The sequence below is a fragment of the Sphingopyxis solisilvae genome (assembly GCF_015475875.1).
In the GTDB taxonomy this organism is placed as follows: Bacteria; Pseudomonadota; Alphaproteobacteria; order Sphingomonadales; family Sphingomonadaceae; genus Sphingopyxis; species Sphingopyxis solisilvae.
The window spans coordinates 34,612-56,101 of sequence record NZ_JADKYM010000005.1 but is presented as its reverse complement, the minus strand read 5'-3'; the positions used below and the strand labels follow the sequence as shown (position 1 = coordinate 56,101).

At 64.2% G+C, this 21,490-nt stretch carries 22 protein-coding genes and 1 pseudogene; 17 read left to right on the top strand and 6 right to left on the bottom strand.

Annotated elements, in window-relative coordinates; genetic code table 11:
• Nucleotides 1-43 precede the first annotated feature (43 nt).
• Both IR187_RS05145 and IR187_RS05140 read left to right on the top strand, forming a co-directional pair.
• A complete protein-coding gene (locus IR187_RS05145; RefSeq protein WP_194953639.1) occupies nt 44-1,294 on the top strand; it encodes a threonine ammonia-lyase in 1,251 nt (416 codons plus the stop codon).
• Nucleotides 1,295-1,430: 136 nt separating this feature from the next.
• A complete protein-coding gene (locus IR187_RS05140; protein ID WP_194953638.1) occupies nt 1,431-1,823 on the top strand; it encodes an acyl-CoA thioesterase in 393 nt (130 codons plus the stop codon).
• 25 nt (nt 1,824-1,848) lie between these two features.
• On the opposite strand, the gene IR187_RS05135 is transcribed toward IR187_RS05140, so the two are convergent.
• From IR187_RS05135 to IR187_RS05120, 4 genes are all read right to left on the bottom strand, one after another.
• Complete coding sequence (locus IR187_RS05135; RefSeq protein WP_194953637.1) at nt 1,849-2,589, bottom strand: esterase/lipase family protein; 741 nt, start codon at nt 2,587-2,589, stop codon at nt 1,849-1,851.
• A 32-nt stretch (nt 2,590-2,621) separates the two neighbouring features.
• Nucleotides 2,622-3,800 carry a PQQ-dependent sugar dehydrogenase gene (locus IR187_RS05130; protein ID WP_194953636.1) on the bottom strand — a complete coding sequence of 393 codons (1,179 nt, stop codon included), beginning with the start codon at nt 3,798-3,800 and terminating at the stop codon, nt 2,622-2,624.
• Between the two features lie 106 nt (nt 3,801-3,906).
• Entirely contained in the window at nt 3,907-4,536 is a 630-nt protein-coding gene (locus tag IR187_RS05125) for a sigma-70 family RNA polymerase sigma factor (protein ID WP_194953635.1), read from the bottom strand.
• Nucleotides 4,536-4,790: a NepR family anti-sigma factor gene (locus tag IR187_RS05120; RefSeq protein ID WP_194953634.1), complete on the bottom strand. Its 255-nt coding sequence runs from the start codon at nt 4,788-4,790 to the stop codon at nt 4,536-4,538. Before IR187_RS05120 ends, IR187_RS05125 begins: the two co-directional genes overlap by 1 nt.
• A 171-nt stretch (nt 4,791-4,961) precedes the next feature.
• Between IR187_RS05120 and IR187_RS05115 the strand changes: the two genes are divergently transcribed.
• Together IR187_RS05115 and IR187_RS05110 are read left to right on the top strand one after the other, a co-directional pair.
• A complete protein-coding gene (locus IR187_RS05115) occupies nt 4,962-5,381 on the top strand; it encodes a BLUF domain-containing protein (RefSeq protein WP_194953633.1) in 420 nt (139 codons plus the stop codon).
• A gap of 121 nt (nt 5,382-5,502) precedes the next feature.
• Nucleotides 5,503-6,123 carry a sigma-70 family RNA polymerase sigma factor gene (locus IR187_RS05110; RefSeq protein ID WP_324187646.1) on the top strand — a complete coding sequence of 207 codons (621 nt, stop codon included), beginning with the start codon at nt 5,503-5,505 and terminating at the stop codon, nt 6,121-6,123.
• Nucleotides 6,124-6,130: 7 nt separating this feature from the next.
• Here the strand turns inward: IR187_RS05110 and IR187_RS05105 are convergent, their stop codons facing one another.
• The gene (locus IR187_RS05105; RefSeq protein WP_194953632.1) at nt 6,131-6,925 is read right to left on the bottom strand and encodes a response regulator; all 795 of its coding nucleotides are present in this window, start codon (nt 6,923-6,925) and stop codon (nt 6,131-6,133) included.
• Nucleotides 6,926-7,177: 252 nt separating this feature from the next.
• On the opposite strand from IR187_RS05105, the gene IR187_RS05100 reads away from it, so the two are divergent.
• From IR187_RS05100 to IR187_RS05065, 8 genes are all read left to right on the top strand, one after another.
• Entirely contained in the window at nt 7,178-8,653 is a 1,476-nt protein-coding gene (locus tag IR187_RS05100) for a sensor histidine kinase (protein ID WP_228765563.1), read from the top strand.
• Nucleotides 8,654-8,703: 50 nt separating this feature from the next.
• Nucleotides 8,704-9,954: a putative DNA modification/repair radical SAM protein gene (locus IR187_RS05095; RefSeq protein ID WP_194953630.1), complete on the top strand. Its 1,251-nt coding sequence runs from the start codon at nt 8,704-8,706 to the stop codon at nt 9,952-9,954.
• Nucleotides 9,951-11,378: a UdgX family uracil-DNA binding protein gene (locus tag IR187_RS05090; RefSeq protein WP_194953629.1), complete on the top strand. Its 1,428-nt coding sequence runs from the start codon at nt 9,951-9,953 to the stop codon at nt 11,376-11,378. Before IR187_RS05095 ends, IR187_RS05090 begins: the two co-directional genes overlap by 4 nt.
• A complete protein-coding gene (locus tag IR187_RS05085; protein ID WP_194953628.1) occupies nt 11,378-12,391 on the top strand; it encodes a ligase-associated DNA damage response exonuclease in 1,014 nt (337 codons plus the stop codon). The genes IR187_RS05090 and IR187_RS05085 overlap by 1 nt, the downstream gene beginning before the upstream one ends.
• On the top strand, nt 12,388-14,073 hold the full coding sequence (locus IR187_RS05080; protein ID WP_194953627.1) for a cisplatin damage response ATP-dependent DNA ligase: 1,686 nt from the start codon (nt 12,388-12,390) through the stop codon (nt 14,071-14,073). The genes IR187_RS05085 and IR187_RS05080 overlap by 4 nt, the downstream gene beginning before the upstream one ends.
• Nucleotides 14,074-14,263: 190 nt before the next feature.
• The gene (locus IR187_RS05075) at nt 14,264-14,878 is read left to right on the top strand and encodes a superoxide dismutase (RefSeq protein ID WP_194953626.1); all 615 of its coding nucleotides are present in this window, start codon (nt 14,264-14,266) and stop codon (nt 14,876-14,878) included.
• A gap of 209 nt (nt 14,879-15,087) precedes the next feature.
• Nucleotides 15,088-16,467, top strand: coding sequence for an L-serine ammonia-lyase (locus IR187_RS05070; protein ID WP_194953625.1), 1,380 nt, complete (start codon nt 15,088-15,090; stop codon nt 16,465-16,467).
• Between the two features lie 43 nt (nt 16,468-16,510).
• Nucleotides 16,511-16,822, top strand: a complete 312-nt coding sequence (locus tag IR187_RS05065; protein WP_228765562.1) for a hypothetical protein — start codon at nt 16,511-16,513, stop codon at nt 16,820-16,822.
• A 4-nt stretch (nt 16,823-16,826) separates the two neighbouring features.
• Here IR187_RS05065 and IR187_RS05060 read toward each other — a convergent pair.
• Nucleotides 16,827-16,970: pseudogene (locus tag IR187_RS05060) on the bottom strand (LysR family transcriptional regulator); the annotation flags it as partial.
• Nucleotides 16,971-17,478: 508 nt separating this feature from the next.
• Between IR187_RS05060 and IR187_RS05055 the strand changes: the two are divergent.
• The 5 genes from IR187_RS05055 to fghA all read left to right on the top strand — a co-directional run bounded on the left by IR187_RS05055 (nt 17,479) and on the right by fghA (nt 21,452).
• On the top strand, nt 17,479-18,591 hold the full coding sequence (locus tag IR187_RS05055; RefSeq protein WP_194953624.1) for an S-(hydroxymethyl)glutathione dehydrogenase/class III alcohol dehydrogenase: 1,113 nt from the start codon (nt 17,479-17,481) through the stop codon (nt 18,589-18,591).
• Between the two features lie 202 nt (nt 18,592-18,793).
• The gene (gene purU, locus IR187_RS05050; protein ID WP_194953623.1) at nt 18,794-19,654 is read left to right on the top strand and encodes a formyltetrahydrofolate deformylase; all 861 of its coding nucleotides are present in this window, start codon (nt 18,794-18,796) and stop codon (nt 19,652-19,654) included.
• Nucleotides 19,655-19,705: 51 nt separating this feature from the next.
• Nucleotides 19,706-20,083, top strand: a complete 378-nt coding sequence (locus tag IR187_RS05045) for a VOC family protein (protein WP_120217120.1) — start codon at nt 19,706-19,708, stop codon at nt 20,081-20,083.
• 20 nt (nt 20,084-20,103) lie between these two features.
• A complete protein-coding gene (locus IR187_RS05040) occupies nt 20,104-20,607 on the top strand; it encodes a prolyl-tRNA synthetase associated domain-containing protein (protein ID WP_194953622.1) in 504 nt (167 codons plus the stop codon).
• Nucleotides 20,604-21,452, top strand: coding sequence for an S-formylglutathione hydrolase (fghA, locus tag IR187_RS05035; RefSeq protein WP_194953621.1), 849 nt, complete (start codon nt 20,604-20,606; stop codon nt 21,450-21,452). The genes IR187_RS05040 and fghA overlap by 4 nt, the downstream gene beginning before the upstream one ends.
• Nucleotides 21,453-21,490: the final 38 nt, after the last annotated feature.

The following is a 21,490-nucleotide window of genomic DNA, read 5'->3' as shown; positions in this document are numbered from 1 at the left end:
ATGGTTTGCGCGGTGCGCCAGATAGGCTAGGGCGAGCGGCATCATGAGCACGACCGCACCCACCCTGTCCGCTGCCGATTTGCCGGCGATCACCCTCGACGATGTGCGCGCGGCGGCGGGGCGAATTGACGGCGCGGTGGTGCGGACGCCGACGCTGAAATCGCAGACGCTTTCGGAGCTGGTCGGCGCCGATGTGTGGCTGAAGTTCGAAAATCTGCAATTCACAGCGGCGTACAAGGAACGCGGCGCATTGAACGCGCTGCTGTTGCTGAGCGACGAGGCCAAGGCGCGCGGCGCGATCGCCGCGTCGGCGGGCAATCATGCGCAGGGGCTGGCCTATCATGGCAAACGGCTGGGCGTGCCGGTCACCATCGTGATGCCCAAGACCACGCCGCAGGTGAAGGTGTCGCAGACCGCGAGCCATGGCGCGACGATCGTGCTGCACGGCGAGACGTTCGATGATGCCTATGCCCATGCGCGGCAGCTGGAGGTCGAGCGCGGGCTGACCTTTGTCCATCCCTTCGATCACCCGCACGTCGCGGCGGGGCAGGGGACGGTCGCGCTGGAAATGCTCGAGGATGTGCCCGAGCTTGATACCCTGATTGTTCCGATCGGCGGCGGCGGGCTGCTCGCGGGCATGGGCACCGCGGCGCGCGGGATCAAAAACGACATGCGGCTCGTGGGCGTGCAAGCCGAGCTCTATCCGTCGATGTACGCCCAGTTGAACGACGTCGATATGGCGTGCGAGGGCGACACGCTGGCCGAGGGCATCGCGGTGAAGGAGCCGGGGTCCTACACCCGCAAGCTCGTCGCCGAACTCAACGACGACATCGTGCTGGTCGCCGAACGCCATCTGGAACGCGCGGTCAGCCTGCTGCTGCAGATCGAAAAGACGGTGGTCGAGGGTGCCGGTGCCGCGGGGCTCGCGGCGATGCTCGCGCATCCGGAGGAGTTCGCCGGGCGCAAGGTCGGGCTGGTGCTGACTGGCGGCAACATCGACACCCGCCTGCTCGCCAACGTGCTGCTGCGCGACCTCGCGCGCTCGGGCCGCATCGCGCGGCTGCGCATCCGCTTGCAGGATCGCCCCGGCGCGCTGTTCAAGGTGATGAAGCTGTTCGACGAGAAACAGGTCAACATCATCGAAATCTATCACCAGCGCATCTTTACCACGCTGCCCGCCAAGGGACTGATCACCGACATCGAATGCGAAGCGCGCGACCGCGAGCATCTCGACAGCCTGGTCGCCTCGCTCCGCGATGCGGGGTATATGGTGACGACGGTGGAGCTGGCTTAGCCTCTAACCACTTCGTCATTGCGAGCGAAGCGAAGCAATCTAGGGCGGTTTACGCCACTCTGGATTGCCGCGTCGCCTTCGGCTCCTCGCAATGACGAGGCTTTTTGTCGCGACGTGCACAGGCTAAGCACATCCGATGAAATCCTTCACCCTCTCCCTCACCGCCACCCCCGACAGCATCGACGAACTGGGCCATGTCAACAATGCCGTTTGGGTCCAGTGGATCCAGCAAGTCGCGACCGGCCATTGGGACGCCGCGGCGCCGCAGGCGCACAAGGATGCCTATGTCTGGGTCGTCGTGCGGCACGAGATCGATTATCTGCGCGCGCTTGGCCCCGGCGAGACGGTAACCGCGCGGACGTGGGTCGCAGAGAAGCCCCAAGGCGCCAAATTCGACCGTTTCATGGAATTCACCGGCGCCGACGGCAAGGTGCATGTCCGGGCACGGACCGTATGGGCGCTGCTCGACAAGGCAAGTGGGCGGCCCGTTCGGGTGACGGCGGAAGTTGTGGCGCCTTTCGCGTCCTAGAAGGCGCCTGCGTGGCGCGCGCCTGCTAGGCCACCTCTTCCCTCAGCGCCTTGACGATCGCCGCGACCGATGTCGGCGCATAGGCGAAGCCCATATGGTCGCAGTCGACCTCGACCTGCCGGTCGCTTTCGTGCGGGGTGCCGCGTGCGCTGTCGACCGCGACGACGCCGTCATGTTTCGACCAGAGCGCGAAGGTCGGCATTTCGGGGCGCGGCGCGGGATGGAAGTCGATCGGCGGATTGTCGACGGGGTGGCGCGCGACGAGATGGTAGAGCCGCCAGGCGCGATTGGCGCGGCGACTGCCCGAAAAGGGCGAGCCCAGGGTGACGACCCGCGCCACCATGTCAGGGTGGCGCTTGGCATATTCGCGGGCGTAAATGCCGCCAAGGCTCCATCCGACAAGCGCCGGGCGCTGCCCGGTGCGATCGATGATCCACTGCACCCGCGTATCGATCCGATCGATGATGTCGGCCGTCGCGCCGCGGTTGAAGCCGAGACCCCAGGCGTAGCAGCGAAAGCCCGCACGCCGCAGATCGACACGCAATCCCCGCGTCGCCCAGTCGCCCGACAGAAATCCGGGCAGCACCATCACGGGGGGATGTTCGCTGTCGGGATTGGGTTCGGGCGCCATCGGGCGGACGCGGCCCCACAGCGCACGGGCCAGCGAGCGCGCCTCGCGCCATAGCAGCCCAGCCGGGGGCGGTGCGTCGGGATCGGGAATCTGCGCCGGCCATTCGCTGCGCCGACTGAGTATCTGGCGGATCATTGCTGGCCCGGTGTCGTCGCTTGCCGCAACGCTCAGCGCTTGGGTTCGAGCTTGACCAGCTTGCCGTCGCTGCCGTCGGTGAGCAGCCAGACAGTGCCGTCGCCCGCGACCTCGACTTCGCGGATGCGGGTTCCGAAATCCCAGCGGTCGGCCTTGCGCAGCCGGTCGCCGTCGATGCTGGCGCGGACCAGCCCCTCGCCCGACAGTGCCCCCATCAGCAGGCTGTTCTTCCAGCCGGGGTAAAGGTCGCCGCCGTACCAGGCGAGCCCGCCGGGCGAGACGGCGGGGTTCCACCAGAGCTTGGGCGCCGCGAATTCGGGGCGGGTCGGATGGTCGGGGATGGTGGTGCCGTTATAATGGTCGCCGTTCGAGACGACCGGCCAGCCATAGTTGGCGCCGCGTTCGACGAAGTTGATCTCGTCGCCGTGGCGCGGTCCCATTTCCTGGTTCCACAGCTTCCCCGTGCCGTCGAAGGTCAGGCCGAGTATGTTGCGGTGGCCGAGCGACCATATCTGCGCCGTGACCCCGCCTTTTTCGGCAAAGGGATTGTCCGCGGGAATGCTGCCGTCCGGCTTCAGCCGGACGATCTTGCCCAGCGTGCCGCCCATATCCTGCGCGGGCTCCATCTTTTGCCGGTCGCCCGATCCGATGAACAGATGTTGCCCGTCGGGCGAGAAGGCCAGGCGATGCGAATAATGGCCGCGCCCGGTCACTTTCGGCGTTTGCCGCCAGATGACCTCGAGCCCCTCGATCCGCGGCGCGTCGCTTTGCACCAACCGCGCCTTGCCGACCGCGGCACCGGCGGTATCGCCGTCGCCGCTTTCGGCCCAGCTGAGGTAAATCATGCCGCTGGTGGCGAAGTCAGGCGCCAGCACAACATCGCCCAGACCGCCCTGACCGCCGTAAGCGACCGCGGGGACACCGGCGACATCCAGCGCCGCGGCGCCCTCGCGCCACAGTTTCAGCTTGCCCGATTTTTCGGTGACGAGCGCCGAGCGGGTGCCGGGCAGAAACACCATGGCCCAGGGCTCGTTAAAGCTCGCCATCTCGCGGACAGTGAACGGCGCTCCCGCAAGTGGCGTCGCGGGATGGTCACCCGACGTGTCGATCGCGGACGATTCGGCTTGCTGACCGGTAGCGGTCCCGGTGTTGGCGGAACAGGCGCCGGCAACCAGGGCGGTGGACAGGGCGAGGAACGACAGGCTTTTCATCGGGGAACTCGCTTTGCTTTCAGGGGAAGGAAACCAGGTCCAGTTTGGCGCGACAGGCCGACAAAGTCGAGATGCCTTCGCCGCCGCGTCGCCATGCGAACGGGCTTTAGCGGTTCGACGCTTCGCGCCGCGCGGTAATCGCCTCGACGCTGTCCATGATCGCATCGACTGCCTCGCTCGACGGCGGCGCATCGGCGCGCTTTTGTGCAAACTGGCCGCGGTTCATGATTTCCTCGAGCGCGGCGCGCGCGCGCGACACGCGGCTTTTCATCGTGCCGAGTGCGCAGTCGCAGATGCTTGCCGCCTCTTCATAGGACATCCCGCCCGCACCGACGAGGATCAACGCCTCGCGCTGGTCCTGCGGCAATTCCATCAACCCGCGCTGCAGGTCCGCCATCTCGCTGCTCTCTTCTTGATTGGCGGCGATAGACATTGTGCGTTCGACCGCCGTCTCGTCATATTCGCCGACGAACTTGTTGCGGCGCATCTGCGAGAGGAAGGTGTTGCGCAGGATCACAAAGGTCCATGCCTTGATCGACGTCCCGCGTTCGAAGCGGTCGCGCGATGCCCAGGCTTTCACCATCGTGTCCTGTGTGAGGTCATCGGCCAGATCGGGATTGCCCGACAGGCTGCGGCCGTAAGCGCGCAGGTGCGGGATGACCGCAGCCAGCAGCGCCTTGAACTCGGAGTCCGACAAATTTTCGCCAGCGGTGGGCGCGGCAGCAGATTGCGCCATTATTGCTTCGAACTTTTCTGGTCGAGTTGCGACAGCAGGTCGAGCATCTGGTCGGGCAATTGTTCGGCCACGATATTCCCGTAAATCATGCGCAGTTTCGCGCTCACGGGTTCCGGCGCCTGGCGACCGGTCAGCGTGCGGTGCCATTCGTCGCTGTCGGTCCCCGGGAAACTGCCGCGGCGGCGATCCGGCGTTTCCGGCGCCGGGGGCGGGTTACTCGTGTCCTTTGACCTGTTGTTGCCTTGCGTAGCCATGCCGAAGCAACGACGAAAGACGCCACGGGTTCCCCGCGCTTGCGTTTTTTGCGACCAAAGCGTTGCCAAGAAGCCACATCGGCCCTATTCGGGCGGAGACGTAGGCGACCAGGCTTGCGGTGAGGGGTTGAATTTTGCCTTTCCCGAGCAGCGGCAGGCTGGAGAACGTCTTTGCTATCCGTCATTTACGTCAGTGTTGCCGATCCGATGATCGGCGAACAGGATATTGCCGAACTTTTGGTACAAGCGCGCCGCAACAACCAGCGCGATGCGCTGACCGGGGCGCTTATCTTCAACGGCCATAATTTCATGCAGCTGCTGGAGGGTCCGGCCGACAAGGTCGATGCCTGCCTGGCGGTCATTCGCGCCGATACGAGGCACAGCGGCATGATCGAAATCCGCCGCCGCACGATCGAGGAGCGCGCCTTCGCCGAATGGACGATGCTGTACGACCCGCATTTTCGCAGCCATGACGAGGATCTGGCGCGGGTTGCGGCCCACGGCCGTCTCGACCCGCAGGATGCGCTGATGATGCAAAATTTCATCGCACTCGGTCGGCGCTCGCCGCCGGTGGCGAGCGACGGACGGTAAGCGTTGTGCGCGAGCGTTTTACAGCGCATTCCAGTTGCGGTTTGCATTGGACGTTCAAGGCGCTAAGCCGGACTGACGGCTGCATTCCCGCACCGGCAACCGGGGCTTATTTATCAACGACGTGACGCCTCCGACGCGCGCCGGCGAGCCGCTCGACGACGCCAGCTTCAAACGCGAACTGGCGGCGATGCTGCCGCATCTGCGCGCGTTCGGGCGCAGCCTGTGCGGCAATGCCGACCTGGCCGACGATCTGGTGCAAGAAACGATGTTGAAGGCGTGGAAGGCGCGGGCGCAATATGTCCCCGGGCCTGCCAGCATGAAAAGCTGGGCCTTTGTCATCCTGCGCAACTGTTTCCTGTCGCAGATGCGCCGCAAGAAATTCACCGCCGAATATGACGAGCTCGCCGCCGAGCGGTTGCTGGTGGCGCCCGACGACCAGGGCGACAGCTTGCACCTTGCCGATGTCCAGCGCGCGTTGCTCATGCTGCCGGTCGACCAGCGCGAGGCGCTGGTGCTGATCGGCGCCGGCCAGCTGTCCTATGAAGAAGGCGCGGCGATCTGCGGCTGTGCCGTCGGGACGATGAAAAGCCGCGTGTCGCGCGCCCGCACCGCGTTGCAGGCTATCCTGGAAAGCGGGGCGATGCCGCGGCGCAGCGACGACGTCCTGCCGTCGAGCGAGGTGTTCCGCGCGATCATGGACGATGTCGACCAGCTGACGGCGGGCCCGCCGACAGGCGACTGAGCCGGATTTAGGCTGCCAGTTGCGGCGTGAACAACAGGCTCTGGCTGATCGCGGCGCGAACGGTGTTTTCGCGGAACGGTTTCGAGATGAGGAAGGTCGGTTCGACCCGGCCACCGGTCAGCAGGCGTTCCGGAAAGGCCGTAATGAAGATCGCCGGGACCGGTGCGATCGCCAATATGTCCTGGACGGCATCGATGCCCGATGAACCGTCGGCCAGCTGGATGTCCGCGAGCACCAGGCCCGCGTCGGTCGTCTCGAACGCTGCCACCGCGTCTTCGTGCGTGGTCGCCACTCCGGCTACCTTGTGACCCAGCGCCCTCACGATCTGTTCGAGTTCCATCGCGATCAGCGGCTCGTCCTCGATGATCAGCACCGACGTGCGCGATTCGCGGTCGAGGTCGGCCACCGCGTCGTTCAGAAGGCTTTCGACCAGCTCGTCGTCGGTGCCTGTGATGATGGCCGCTTCGCCGACCGAAAATCCTTCGAGCGCGGTCAGCAGCAGGATCTGGCGGCCAAGCGGCGTGATCTGCGCCAAGCGGCGGTTTGCGGCGCGCACCAGAGGATCCTCGCCATCATCGCTGCCCTCGCCATCGTCGATGTAGGCGCTTTCCCAGATGCGGTGAAAATTGCGATAAAGATCGATGCGGGTGCCGTGGCCGGCGCTGAATTCGTTCGGTTCAGCGACGATGACTTCCAGCGTCGTATGCACAAAATTGTCGCCGTGCTGTTGGCTGCCGGTCAACGCGCGCGCGTAGCGGCGCAGGTACGGCAAATGTCCGCGAATCTCTTCACCCAATGGCATCAAGGAACCTCCCGCTTGAGCCGGTCATACGCACGCTGGCGAAAAAGGGTTCCGCAATTTCGCACCGGAATCTGCGACGAAGCGCTGCAACCAGTCATTGCGCAATGCGTAGAGTCAGCCGGGTGCGCGTTTTTTCAGCGGTAAGCCGGTGGAATATCACTGCTTTCCCGATGAAATGGTGAACAGACTTTTTTAGGGACCATATTCATGGCAGAGCGGCCCACAGGATCCGCGGGAGGTGAGGGGCAGGCGTTGGCTGACGGAAGGGATGCAAGTCCGGATCAGGTCGAACGCTTGCGGCTCGACACGTTGCGCGAATATCGCCTGCTCGATACCGGACCGGAGGAAGCGTTCGACCGGGTGACCAAAATGGTCGCCGATCTCTATGAAGCACCCATCGCGCTGGTCTCGCTGGTCGATGACTGTCGGCAATGGTTCAAATCGGCCTATGGCCTCGAAGCCTCCGAAACACCCCGCGACATCAGTTTTTGCCAGTTTGTGATTGCCGAGGATCGGCCGGTGATCGTGACCGATGTGCTGGGCGATGCGCGTTTTCGTGATAACCCTTTGGTGACCGGCGACCCCTTTATCCGTTTTTATGCCGGGGTACCGCTGCGTGCCTATAATGGTGCCGTACTCGGCACACTCTGCGTGATCGACCGCAACGAACGCGCGCTGCTCAGCGAGCGCGATCTGGCGCGGCTCGAGGATTTTGCGGCGATCATCATGGCCGAGGCCGATTTGCGCCGCATCGTTGCCGAACGCGACAACGCGCGCAAGACACTGGAACGTGCCCTCGACTTTTCCGGGATCGCAACGTGGCGCTATGACGCTCGTACCGGCGCGATCGACTGGGGCGGCGCGGTCGCCGATTTATGGGGCAGCGACTTTGCAACTGCCTTGACCGATATCGACGGGTTTTACGAGCGATTGCATCCCGAAGATCGCGACCATGTCCGCATCGTGCTGGGCGGGTCGGTCGCTAACGGCAGCCATTATGCAACCGAATATCGCATCCAGCACCCGGAACGCGGGGTGCGCTGGATCGCCGTCCGCGCCGATTGGGACGTCGACACAAGCGACGCAATCCTGACCGGGATCAGCATCGATATCACCGAACAGAAAAGCCGCCAGGAGAACGCCAATCTGTTGATGCGCGAACTGCATCACCGGATGCGCAACCTGTTTGCCACGGTCAGCGCGATCATCTCGCTCACCCGCCACGCCGCGACCGATGTCGATGATTATGTCGAGCGGATCACCGGGCGGCTCGACGCGCTGAACCGGGCGCAGAATGTGTTGCTCGGCGCCAATTTCCTGACCGGGTCGATGCACGCGCTGCTGCGCGAGGTCGAGGCGGCTTTTCCGCGCATCCGCTGGTCGGGGCCGGACCTGTTGCTGCCTGAAAATGCCCTCGTTGCGATGGCGCTGCTGTTCAACGAGCTCGCGACCAATGCGGTCAAACATGGTGCGCTGGCCGGGGCCGGCGGCGATGTCGACATCCGGTGGTCGCAGGATCCCGAAGGAAGCGATCCGCGGCTGTTCCGTCTGACCTGGCAGGAAAGCGGCAACGAACAGCCGGTCGAACCGCCGTCGAAGACCAGCTTTGGCACTTTGTTGATGGAGCGCAGCGTCCGCAACAATCTCGGCGGCACGATCGACCGGCGCTGGGAGCCGGGCGGGCTGGTCGTCGACATCACGCTCCCGGCGCGGTGGCGCGACGCCTGAACACGGCAGATTTATTTGTTCGCTTTATGTTCCCGTGTTAAACGGGGATCATGGCGGAAAAAGCGATTCTGGAAAAGCTCGGCATCCTGGCCGATGCGGCAAAATATGACGCGTCGTGCGCGTCGTCGGGAACGGTCAATCGTGATTCGACCGGCACCAAAGGCATCGGGTCGACCGAGGGCATGGGCATCTGCCATAGCTATGCGCCCGACGGCCGCTGTATCTCGCTGCTCAAGATCCTGCTCACCAATTTCTGCATCTACGATTGCCGCTTCTGCATCAATCGCGCGTCGAGCAATGTGCCGCGCGCGCGGTTCAATCCGCAGGAAGTGGTTCGGCTCACCCTCGACTTCTACAAGCGCAACTATATCGAGGGGATGTTCCTGTCGTCGGGGATCATTCGGTCCGAAGATTATACGATGGAACAGCTGGTCGAGGTCGCGCGCATCCTGCGCGAGGAGCATCGGTTCGGCGGATATATTCATCTCAAGACGATCGCCGGTGCGGCGCCCGATTTGATCGCGCGCGCCGGACTTTACGCCGACCGGCTGTCGACCAATGTCGAGCTGCCGACCGAGGCGGGATTGCAGAGTTTTGCGCCCGAGAAGAGGCCGGAGACGATCCGCAAGACGATGGCGTCGGTGCGCGTCGGCGCCGACGACGCGATCGAGGCGGCGAAAGGGCGGTTGCTCAAAAAGGCGAAGCCGCCGCGCTTTGCGCCTGCCGGACAGTCGACACAAATGATCGTCGGCGCCGACGGATCGCGCGACGACGACATTCTGGCGACCGCGACGAACCTCTATTCGGGCTATCGCCTCCGCCGCGTCTATTATTCGGCATACAGCCCGATCCCCGACGCCAGCAGCGATCTGCCGCCGGTGCGCCCGCCGCTGATTCGCGAGCATCGCCTGTATCAGGCCGACTGGCTGCTGCGGTTTTACGGTTTTGAGCGCGCCGAGATCATGGAGGGCGCGCGCGACGGGATGCTCGACCTGGCGATCGACCCCAAGCTCGCCTGGGCGCTTCAGCGGCGCGAGGCATTCCCTGTCGACATCAACCGCGCCCCGCGTGAAATGCTGCTGCGTGTACCGGGGCTGGGGACACGCGCCGTCGATCGGATTGTCGCGGCGCGGCGGCTGGGCAAGCTCCGGTTAGGCGATCTCGCCAAATTGACCGCCTCGGTGAAGAAGCTGCTGCCGTTCATTGTCACGCCTGACTGGCGACCGGGATCGCTGACCGATAGCGCCAGCCTGCGCGCGCGCTTTGCGCCGCCCGCCGAACAATTGTCGCTGGCATTATGAGGGAGGTCGTGCTTGCCCGTCCCGGCGACTTTGCCGAATGGCGCGATGCGGCGCGCGGGCTGCTGACGGGCGGGGTGGCGCCCGAGAATGTCAGTTGGCGCGGCGCCGACGAGGGCGCGTCGTTGTTCGGTGACAACGCGCCGCCCGCATCGGGAGCTGCGATATCGCTGCCGCGCGAATTGCTCGCCATGGCCGACCGGGTTATTTGCCACCGCGATCCCACGGTCCCGGCCCGGCTTTATCGCATCGTATGGCGCGGTCTGCGCGACCGGCAATTGCTGGCGCGGCGCACCGATCCCGACGTCGACTGGCTGAGCAAGACCGACAAGGCAATCCGCCGCGACATTCACAAGATGCACGCGTTCGTGCGCTTCCGGCGGCTGGGCGAGCAAGCGGGCCGCGAATCCTTCGCTGCATGGTTCGAACCCGACCATTATATCCTGCGACTGACCGCTCCCTTCTTCCAGCGCCGCTTTTACGGCATGGACTGGGCGATCGTGACCCCCGATGCGCGGGCGATCTGGCACGACGAGACGCTGAGCTATGGCGCGGGCGGCACGAAGGACGAGGTACCCGATAGTGACGTCGTCGAGGATCAGTGGCGCACCTATTATGGCGCGACCTTCAATCCCGCGCGGATCAAGATCGACGCGATGCGCGCCGAAATGCCCAAGAAATACTGGAAAAACCTGCCCGAAGCGCAAGATATCGCGCCGCTGCTCGCCGGGGCCGGGGCGCGGGTGGAACGGATGCGCGGGGCCGCCGTTTCCATGGCCAACCCCTTGACCGACAAATGGCGGACGCGCGTGGCCGACGAACTGCTCCTCGACGACGATATCCGGACGCTGAACGACGTCGCGCGCGCGGTCGATCATTGTACGTGCTGCCCCATCGGGTGCAACGCAACGCAAGGTGTCGCGGGCGAGGGGCCAGCGGGCGCGCGCATCATGCTCGTCGGCGAACAGCCCGGCGATCAGGAGGATTTGCAGGGGCGTCCCTTTGTCGGACCCGCGGGGCAGGTGCTGAACGAGGCACTTGAAGAAGCCGGTCTTGATCGGCAGCGATTGTTCCTGACCAACGCGGTCAAGCATTTCAAATATGAACCGCGCGGCAAGCGGCGGCTGCACCAGAACCCGACGGCGGGGGAGATCGACAGCTGCCGCTGGTGGCTCGACAAGGAACGCGCGCTGGTGCAGCCCGACCTGATCGTCACCTTGGGCGGCAGCGCGCTGCGCGGAGTGACCGGCAAGGCCGCGAGCATCGCGTCGATGCGCGGTGCGGTGCACGAACTGGCTGGGGGCACGAAACTGATCGCGACGATCCATCCGTCCTATCTGCTGCGCCTGCCCGACCGCGCGCGGGCGGCGCAGGAACGCGCGGCGTTCGTCGCCGACCTCGCGCAGGCGCGAAAGCTGGCGGCCTGATGGCGAAGCCCAAGTCCTGGCTCGAACCACATCCGCACGGGCTGTATGTGAAGCCCGCCGACCTGTGGATCGACCCGTCGCGGCCCGTCGAACGCGCCGCTGTTACTCACGGCCATGCCGACCATGCGCGCAGCGGCCATGGTGCGGTGTTCGCGACCCCCGAAACGCTGGCGATCATGGCGCTGCGCTATGGCGTCGATGTCGAGGCGAGCCACAATCAGGCGTTCGGTTATGGTGACGGGTTCGAGCGGGGCGGGGTGCGCTTCAGCTTTTTCCCCGCGGGACATGTGCTGGGCAGCGCGCAAATTTTGATGGAATATGCGGGCGAGCGGATCGTCATCACCGGCGACTATAAACGCCGCCCCGACCCGACTTGCGTGGCCTTTGAATTCGTACCGTGCGACATCTTTATCACCGAGGCGACCTTTGGCCTACCGGTGTTCCGCCACCCTCCCACGTCAGACGAGATCGCCAAGTTGATCGGCGCGGTGCGCGCCGAACCCGATCGCTGCGTGCTGGTCGGCGCCTATGCGCTGGGCAAGGCGCAGCGGGTGATCGCCGAACTGCGCGCCGCGGGATGGGATGCGCCGATCTATATCCACGGCGCGATGGAAAAGATGTGCGCGCTTTATGCGGCGCATGGCGTCGATCTTGGCGAGCTACGGCTGGTCAGCGAAACCGACAAGGCCGACATGGCAGGGCAGATCGTCGTTGCACCGCCGTCGGCGCTCAACGACCGCTGGTCGCGGCGACTGCCCGATCCGGTCACCGCGATGGCATCGGGCTGGATGCGGGTGCGCCAGCGCGCGCGGCAGCGGATGGTCGAACTCCCGCTGGTGATTTCGGACCATGCCGATTGGGACGAGCTGACGACGACGATCGCCGAGGTGAACCCGAAGGAAACGTGGATCACGCATGGCAGCGAGGACGGCCTGCTGCGCTGGTGCGAACTGCATCAGCGCAAGGCGCGCGCGCTGCATCTGGTCGGGCGCGATCTGGAGGAAGAAGCGTGAAACGCTTTGCGGCGTTGATCGACCGGCTGATCTACACGCGGTCGCGCAATTCGAAGCTGGCGCTGATCGCCGATTATCTGGAGCATACGCCCGATCCTGACCGCGGCTGGGCGATCGCGGCGCTGACCGAGAGCCTCGATTTCCCTGCGGTGAAATCGGCGATGGTGCGCGCATTGCTGGCGACGCGGGTCGATGAGGAATTGTTCCGGCTATCGCGGCATTTTGTGGGCGATACGGCCGAGACGGCGGCGCTGCTCTGGCCTGAACCTTTTCACCCCTCCCCTTCAGGGGAGGGGCTGGGGGTGGGGTCCATCGGCCTCGCGCAAGGCCGATGGATCCCACCCGCTGCGACTAGGGAGCAAAGCTCCCAAGTCTCGCTGCCCTCCCCTGAAGGAGAGGGCGAAATGTCGGTTGCCCAAGCCGTCGATGCGCTGTCCGCCGCCACGCGCGCCACCGCCCCTGAAATCCTCGCGTCCCTCCTCGACCGCCTCGACGCCGATGGCCGCTATGCGCTGCTCAAGCTCGCGCTGGGCGGGATGCGCGTCGGGGTGTCGGCGCGGCTGGCGAAACAGGCGTTCGCGCAGGCGTTCGACGTGCCTGTTGATGACGTCGAGGAGCTGTGGCACGCGATCCCGCCGCCCTATGCGCCGCTGTTCGCCTGGGGCGAGGGCAGGGCGGAGCGGCCCGACCTTGCCGATGTCGCCTTCTTCCGTCCCTTCATGCTCGCGCATCCGCTCGAGGAGGAGAGCATCGACCTCACCGACTATGCCGCCGAGTGGAAATGGGACGGCATTCGCGTCCAGATTGTCCACGGCGGCGGCGAGACGCGCATCTACAGCCGCGGCGGTGAAGAGATCAGCGGTGCCTTTCCCGAACTGGTCGCGGCGTTCGATCAGGATGCGGTGATCGATGGCGAACTGCTGGTGCGCGGAGAGGCGCAGGGGGGTGAGGCCGCGAGCTTTAACGCATTGCAACAGCGGCTGGGGCGCAAGACGGTGTCGAAAAAGATGCTCGCCGATTATCCGGCGTTCGTGCGCGTCTATGATTTGCTCGCGGTGGACGGCAACGACCTGCGTCCGCTTCCATGGACCGAGCGACGGCGGCAGCTCGAAGCCTTCGTCCCGCGCCTCGCCGACAGCCATTTCGACCTGTCGCAAGTGATCGACGCCAAGGATTTCGACGATCTCGCGAACCGTCGTGCAGGTGCGCGCGATGCGGCGATCGAGGGGGTGATGCTCAAGCGCCGCGATGCGCCTTATGTCGCAGGGCGGCGCGCGGGGCTGTGGTATAAATGGAAGCGCGACCCGCTCACCGCCGATTGCGTGATGATGTACGCGCAGCGCGGCAACGGCCGCCGCGCGAGCTTTTACTCGGACTATACATTCGGCTGCTGGAGCGACGATGGCGAGTTGCTGCCGGTCGGCAAGGCCTATTCGGGATTCACCGACGAGGAGCTGAAATGGCTCGACAAGTTTGTGCGCGACAACACGCTGAACCGGTTCGGCCCGGTGCGCGAGGTCGAAAAGTCGCTGGTGCTCGAAGTCGCGTTCGATTCGATCCATGCGTCGAAGCGCCACAAGTCGGGCCTCGCGATGCGCTTCCCGCGCATTTCGCGCATCCGCCGCGACAAACCCGCCGAGGAGGCAGATCGCATCGCGACGTTGCTGGCGATGGTGACGTAAATCTCGCCGTCGTTGCGAGCGAAGCGAAGCAATCCAGGGCGGTTTACGCCGCTCTGGATTGCCGCGTCGCCTTCGGCTCCTCGCAATGACGGATTTGGCGAGAAAATTTCCCCACGCAAACCTTGCAACCCCGCACCTCGATACCGAGTTTAAGCCCTCATCCCCTCTGATAAACAAAATGGAGACTGCCATGACGATCGCCCATCCGCCTCTGCCTTACGCTCAGGATGCGCTGGCGCCGCATATTTCGGCCGACACGCTGGCGACGCACCATGGCAAGCATCACAAGGCCTATGTCGACAAGACGAACGCCGCGATCGAGGGTACCGAGCTTGCCGACAAGAGCCTCGAGGAAATCATCCACCACGCCGAAGGTTCGGGGAACAAGGGGCTGTTCAACAACAGCGCCCAGTCGTGGAACCATGCCTTTTACTGGGAAAGCCTGAGCCCGAACAAAACCGAGCCCAAGGGCGATCTGCTCGCCGCCATCGAGCGCGATTTCGGGTCGCTCGATGACCTGAAAAAGAAGCTGAAGGACACCGCGGTCAACCATTTCGCCTCGGGCTGGGCATGGTTGGTGTCGCGCGACGGCGCGCTGTCGGTCACCGACACCCACGATGCGGGCACCGAACTTGTCGCGGGGATCAAGCCGCTGCTCGTCATCGACGTGTGGGAACATGCCTATTACATCGACCGCAAGAATCTGCGCCCGGCCTATGTCGACGCGGTGGTCGACGAACTGCTCAACTGGGATTTCGCGGCAGAGAATTTCGCGCGCGATACGACCTGGACCTATCCGGCGTAAACCAACGATCCTCCCTGTCGCGCAGCGATGGGGAGGTGGCAGCGCGAAGCGCTGACGGAGGGGCCATGGCGCGACGTCGCTGCCCCTCCACCATCCTGCGGATGGTCCCCCTCCCCACGGCTATGCCGCAGGGAGGATTTCACGGATGCCGTAGGGAAATTTGAACTGGTACCTATCGTGTTGACGGCGCCGCCTCTATAGGCGCCGTCATGACAATCAGCCTCTTCGAACTCTTCAAAATCGGTGTCGGACCGTCGAGCTCACACACCGTCGGCCCGATGGTCGCGGCGCGGCGGTTCACCGTCTGGCTCGACGAGCAGGCGATGCTGGGCCGCACCGCGCATGTTGAGGCCGACCTTTACGGCTCGCTCGCGCTGACGGGGAAGGGCCACGCTGCCGACACCGCGATCGTCGCGGGGCTGGCGGGCGAGATTCCCGCCAGCACCAGTCTGGCTGCCATCACTGCGCATTGGGACCGCGCCAATGGCGAAGGCTTTCTCTATCTGCTCGGGCGCCAACGCGTCCGCTTCCAACCCGCGCGTGACCTGCATTTCCAGATGCGCCAGCGCCAGCCGTTCCATAGCAATGCGGTGAGCTTCACGGCGCGCGACGCCGACGGCGAGATCCTGGCGAAGCGAATGTATTTCTCGATCGGCGGCGGTTTCGTGGTCGACGAGGACGAGGCGGGACGCAACAGCCGCGGGGCGGAGGATGAGGTCGAACTCCCCTTCGCCTTCACCTCGGGCGCCGACCTGCTGAGCATGGGCGCGGCGTCGGGCAAGAGCTTTGCCGAAATGATGCTGGAAAACGAGCTCGTCCATCGCCCATTGGCCGAGGTCGAGGCCGGGCTCGACGCGATCGCGGGCGCGATGGATGCGTCGATCGACGCCGGCTGTTGCAGCACCGGGATTCTCCCCGGTGGGCTGAAGGTCAAGCGCCGCGCGCCGCAGATCGCCGCCGACATCCGCAACCGCCACGAACAAAATCTCACCGATCCGCTCGCGATGATGGACTGGATCAACCTGTGGGCTATGGCGGTGAACGAGGAAAATGCCGCGGGCGGCAAGGTCGTCACCGCACCGACCAACGGCGCGGCGGGGATCATCCCCGCGGTGATCCGCTATTATCGGCGCAGCTATCGCGGCGACGCAGCGGGGGTGCGGACCTTCCTGCTTGCGGCGGGCGCGGTCGGTGCGCTTTACAAGCGCAACGCCAGCATCTCGGGCGCCGAAGTCGGCTGCCAGGGCGAGGTCGGGGTCGCCTGTTCGATGGCGGCGGCGGGGCTGACCGCGGCGCTCGGCGGCACCAACGCGCAGGTCGAAAATGCCGCCGAGATCGGCATGGAGCATAATCTGGGGCTTACCTGCGATCCCATTGGAGGCCTCGTCCAGATCCCGTGCATCGAACGCAACGCGATGGGCGCGATCAAGGCGATCGACGCGAGCCGCATCGCGATGATCGGCGACGGCACGCATGTGGTGAGTTTGGACACGGTGATCGCGACGATGCTGCAAACCGGACGCGACATGCGCGATAAATATAAGGAAACGTCGAAAGGCGGGCTGGCGGTTAGTGTGGTGGAGTGTTGAATAGCACTCAGAAACCCGGTGAATACGCGCGTTGGAGAGGCAAATGGAAAAATTTGATCGTGGTTCATCGCTGCCGAAGCAAATGCAGGGCCATTGGACTGACCTAGATGATCCAAATTCCGAGTTGATTATTTCAGGAGGCGAAGTCGTCTGCTTCGGTCAAACGGTTGATTACGACTACAAGCTGATCGGAGATGACGACGGAGCCGTCACCGTAAGCCTTAAAATCGATGACGCATCTAACGAAGACAATTTCCAACGCTCCAATGTAACGGAACTTGTCGTGACGCCTGAAGGCGACTTCCATGCGTATAACACGCGGTTTGCGAGTCAGTTCGTCAGAAAAGAAGCCTGACAATCTAATGGGAGAGCTTCCGTGCGGGCAATTCCTCGCGCAATTTGTCGATCAGCAGCCGCACCTTCGGCAGCAGGTGCCGCCGCTGCGGATAAACCGCCCAGATCGGCTCCTCTTGCGGGCGGAGCGGGTCGAGGAGCGAGACGAGCGCAACCTCGTCTTCATCGTCATCCCGGACTTGATCCGGGATCCACGGCGGCGCTGAAGTCATGGACCCCGGATCAAGTCGAACGAGCCACGTGTCTCGTTCGAGGGCGACGAAGGGGGGGGAGTGTCGGCCGGCGTGCCGCTTTTCAGTTCTCGTCACGCTGAACTTGTTTCAGGGTCCATGGCCTGCCTTTTCCTCGGATGCCGTGCTTTTGTTGTTTCACACAAAGACACAAAGGCACGAAGAAGACGGCTTGGGCCGGTAGGCCCATTTGCTCATGTTCGGCGCGGCCTGTCGCGTGGTCGCAGTGGAAAGCCGCTTCGCGGTTGGTACGATATCTTCGTGCCTTTGTGTCTTTGTGTGAGAAAATCACTGACGCCGCCCTGACTGGCGAGCGCCGGGCCATGGATGCCGAAACGGGTTCAGCATGACGAAGTTGGGAGCGGCCCTCGCATCTTGCATTGCCGCCGCATTTGTCTGATTGGGACGCCCGAGAAGGAGAACCGCCATGAAGACCCGCGCCGCCGTTGCGTTCGAAGCGAAGAAGCCGCTCGAAATCGTCGAACTCGACCTCGAAGGCCCGAAGGCGGGCGAGGTGCTGGTAGAGATCATGGCGACGGGCATTTGCCACACCGATGCCTATACGCTTGACGGGTTCGACAGCGAGGGCATCTTTCCGAGCGTGCTGGGGCATGAAGGCGCGGGCGTTGTGCGCGAGGTGGGCGCGGGCGTCACCAGCGTCGTGCCCGGCGACCATGTCATCCCGCTCTACACCCCCGAATGCCGCCAGTGCAAAAGCTGCCTCAGCGGCAAGACCAACCTCTGCACCGCGATCCGCGCGACGCAGGGCAAGGGGCTGATGCCCGACGGCACGACGCGCTTTTCGTACAAGGGCCAGCCGATCTTCCACTATATGGGCTGCTCGACCTTCTCGAACTTCACCGTGCTTCCCGAGATTGCCGTCGCAAAGATCCGCGAGGACGCGCCGTTCCAGTCGAGCTGCTACATCGGCTGCGGCGTCACCACCGGGGTCGGCGCGGTCATCAACACCGCGAAGGTGCAGGTTGGCGACAATGTCGTCGTGTTCGGTCTGGGCGGCATCGGATTGAACGTGATCCAGGGCGCGCGGCTTGCCGGTGCGGACAAGATCATCGGCGTCGACATCAACCCCGCGCGCGAGGAATGGGGCCGCAAGTTCGGCATGACCGACTTCCTCAATAGCAAGGGCATGAGCCGCGAAGACACGGTTGCCGCGATCGTCTCGATGACCGACGGCGGCGCCGATTATACCTTTGACGCCACCGGCAATACCGAGGTGATGCGCATTGCACTCGAAGCCTGCCACCGCGGCTGGGGCACCTCGATCATCATCGGCGTCGCCGAGGCGGGCAAGGAGATTGCGACGCGGCCGTTCCAGCTCGTCACCGGCCGCAACTGGCGCGGCACCGCGTTCGGCGGCGCCAAGGGCCGCACCGACGTGCCCAAGATCGTCGACATGTATATGACCGGCAAGATCGAGATCGACCCGATGATCACGCATGTCATGGGACTCGAGGACATCAACAAGGGCTTCGACCTGATGCACGCGGGGGAAAGTATTCGCAGCGTGGTGGTTTATTGAGGACATTCTTCCCTTCTCCCAGCGGGAGAAGGATATGGAGCCTTACCGGCTTTGCCGGTTAGGCGGAGTTGGATGAGGGGTTGCGGTCCATCGACCGGGCCGAACCCCTCACCACTGCGACTAGGCAGCAAGCTGCCAAGTCTCGTTGCCTCTCCCGACGGGAGAGGCCGTCGGAAAGCCCCGTTTGGGTGGGAGGAAGCATTTGACCGGACCTTATGTCCTGACCTTCAGCTGCGTCGATGCGGTGGGCATTGTCGCCGCCGTAACCGGGTTGCTCGCCGACAATGACGGCTTCATCCTCGACAGCCAACAATATGCCGACCTCGATTCAGGACGCTTCTTCATGCGCGTCGCCTTTCGCGCCGCCGGACCGCGCTTTCCGGGCGATTTGGCCGGGGTGCAGGCAGCGTTCGCGCCGATCGTCGACCGCTTCGCGATGGATGCGCGGATAAGCGACACTGCCGCAAAACCGCGCTTCGTCATCGCGGTGTCGCAGGGCAGCCATTGCCTCAACGACCTGCTCCACCGCTGGTCGACCGGCAATCTCGCGATCGATATTGTGGCGGTGGTGTCGAACCACGAACATCAGCGGCGGCTGAGCGAATGGCATGGCGTGCCGTTCCACCATTTTCCGGTCAGCGATGCGAACCGCGCCGAGCAGGAGGCGCGCATCCTCGACGTCATGGCGCGCAACGGCGCCGAATATCTGGTACTCGCGCGCTATATGCAGGTGCTGTCGTCCGACCTGTCGGCGAAACTGGCGGGGCGCTGCATCAACATCCATCACAGCTTCCTGCCCGGGTTCAAGGGCGCGAAACCCTATCACCGCGCGCACGAGCGCGGGGTCAAGCTGATCGGCGCCACCGCGCATTTCGTCACCAGCGACCTCGACGAGGGGCCGATCATCGAACAGGCGGTCGAACGTGTCGACCACCGCGATAGCGTCGACGACCTGATCCGCATCGGCCGCGATGTCGAGGCGCAGGTGCTGGCGAAGGCGGTGCGCTGGGTCGCCGAACAGCGGGTGCTGATCGACGGCCGCAAGACGGTGGTCTTCCGCTGACAAGACTGGCACAAGATCGGTATCGATTCGCAACGAAAACAGGAGAGAGCGATGTACAGTCACAACATGGTCGGCACGAACGACGTCGCGAAAGCGAAGGCATTTTATGACGCGACCTTTCAGGCGATCGGCGGCAAGCCGGGCATCGAGGACGACAAGGGCCGCTTGATCTATATGCACAATGGCGGGCTGTTTCTGGTGACGCCGCCGATCAACGGGGAGCCGGCGACCGCGGGCAATGGCTGCACCATCGGGTTCGCGATGGAGGACGAGGCGCAGGCGAAGGCGTGGCATGACGCCGGTGTCGCCGCGGGCGGCACCAGCATCGAAGACCCACCGGGCGTACGCGAAGGCGGCTTTGGCAAGCTGTACCTCGCCTATCTGCGCGATCCCGACGGCAACAAGCTGTGCGCGCTGAAACGCCTGTAAACGCAGCTGAAAGATCGACGATGCGCGGCGAAGCGGGGTTGCTGGCGGACCTGAAGACGCTGGGAATCCCCTTCGCCGCACATGAGCATGATGCGGTATTCACTGTTGCCGAGAGCGAGGCGGTGAATGCCGCGATCCCCGGCGAGCATACGAAGAACCTGTTCCTGAAGGACAATGGCGGGGCGTTTTGGCTGGTCACGGTGCCGTCGGCGGCGCGCGTCGACCTGAAGGCGCTGCCCGCCGCGATCGGCAGCAAGCGCGTCAGTTTTGGCAAGGCCGAGGACATGGACCGCCTGCTCGGCATCGCGCCGGGATCGGTGACCCCGCTCGCTGCGATCAATGCCGCACCGGGCAGCATCACGGTGGTGCTCGATCAGGGGCTGGCGGCGGCCGACCGGGTGAATGTCCATCCGCTGCGCAACACCGCAACGATCGGATTATCCGGTGCAGCCATTCTCGACCTCCTGCGTCATTGGGGACATAGTCCCCGCATCGCGCCCATCCCGGTTCAGGAACCCGCATGACCCTAGAAAACCTCTCCACCGTTCGCAGCCACGGCGGCACGCAGGGCGTGTACAAGCATGCCAGCACCACCACCGGCACCGACATGACCTTTGCAGTGTTCGTACCCGACCATGAAGAAGGCGCATGCCTTCCGGTGCTCTGGTATCTTTCGGGGCTGACCTGCACCCACGCCAATGTGATGGAAAAGGGCGAATATCGCGCCGCCTGTGCCGAACATGGCATGATCTTCATCGCACCCGATACGTCACCGCGGGGCGATGGGGTTCCGGATGATCCCGACGGTGCGTGGGATTTCGGGCTGGGCGCGGGTTTTTACGTCGATGCGACCGAGGCGCCGTGGGCGAAACATTATCGGATGCGATCCTATATCGAGGACGAACTGCCTTCGCTGGTCCTGCGCAGTTTCCCGAGCGCCGACCTGACGCGGCAGGCGATCACGGGGCATTCGATGGGTGGCCACGGAGCGCTGACGATCGGCCTGCGCAATCCGGATCGGTTTCGTTCGGTATCGGCCTTTTCGCCGATCGTCGCGCCGACGCAATGCCCGTGGGGCGAAAAGGCGCTGACCGGCTATCTGGGTGCCGACCGCGAGGAATGGCAGGCCTATGATGCGTGCGCGCTGCTCGACCAGGGGCTGCGCGTCCCCGACCTGCTCGTCGATCAGGGCAAGGCCGACAATTTCCTGGCGGAACAGCTGAAGACCGAATTGCTGGTCGCGGCGTGCGAACGCGCGGGGCAAAAGGCCGAGATCCGCATGCAGCCGGGTTACGACCACAGCTATTATTTCATCTCGACCTTCATGGCCGAGCATGTCGCCTGGCATGCGGAGCGGTTGAAGGCGTGACAAAAGCCCCTCCCCCAAGGGGAGGGTATTGGTTCCTT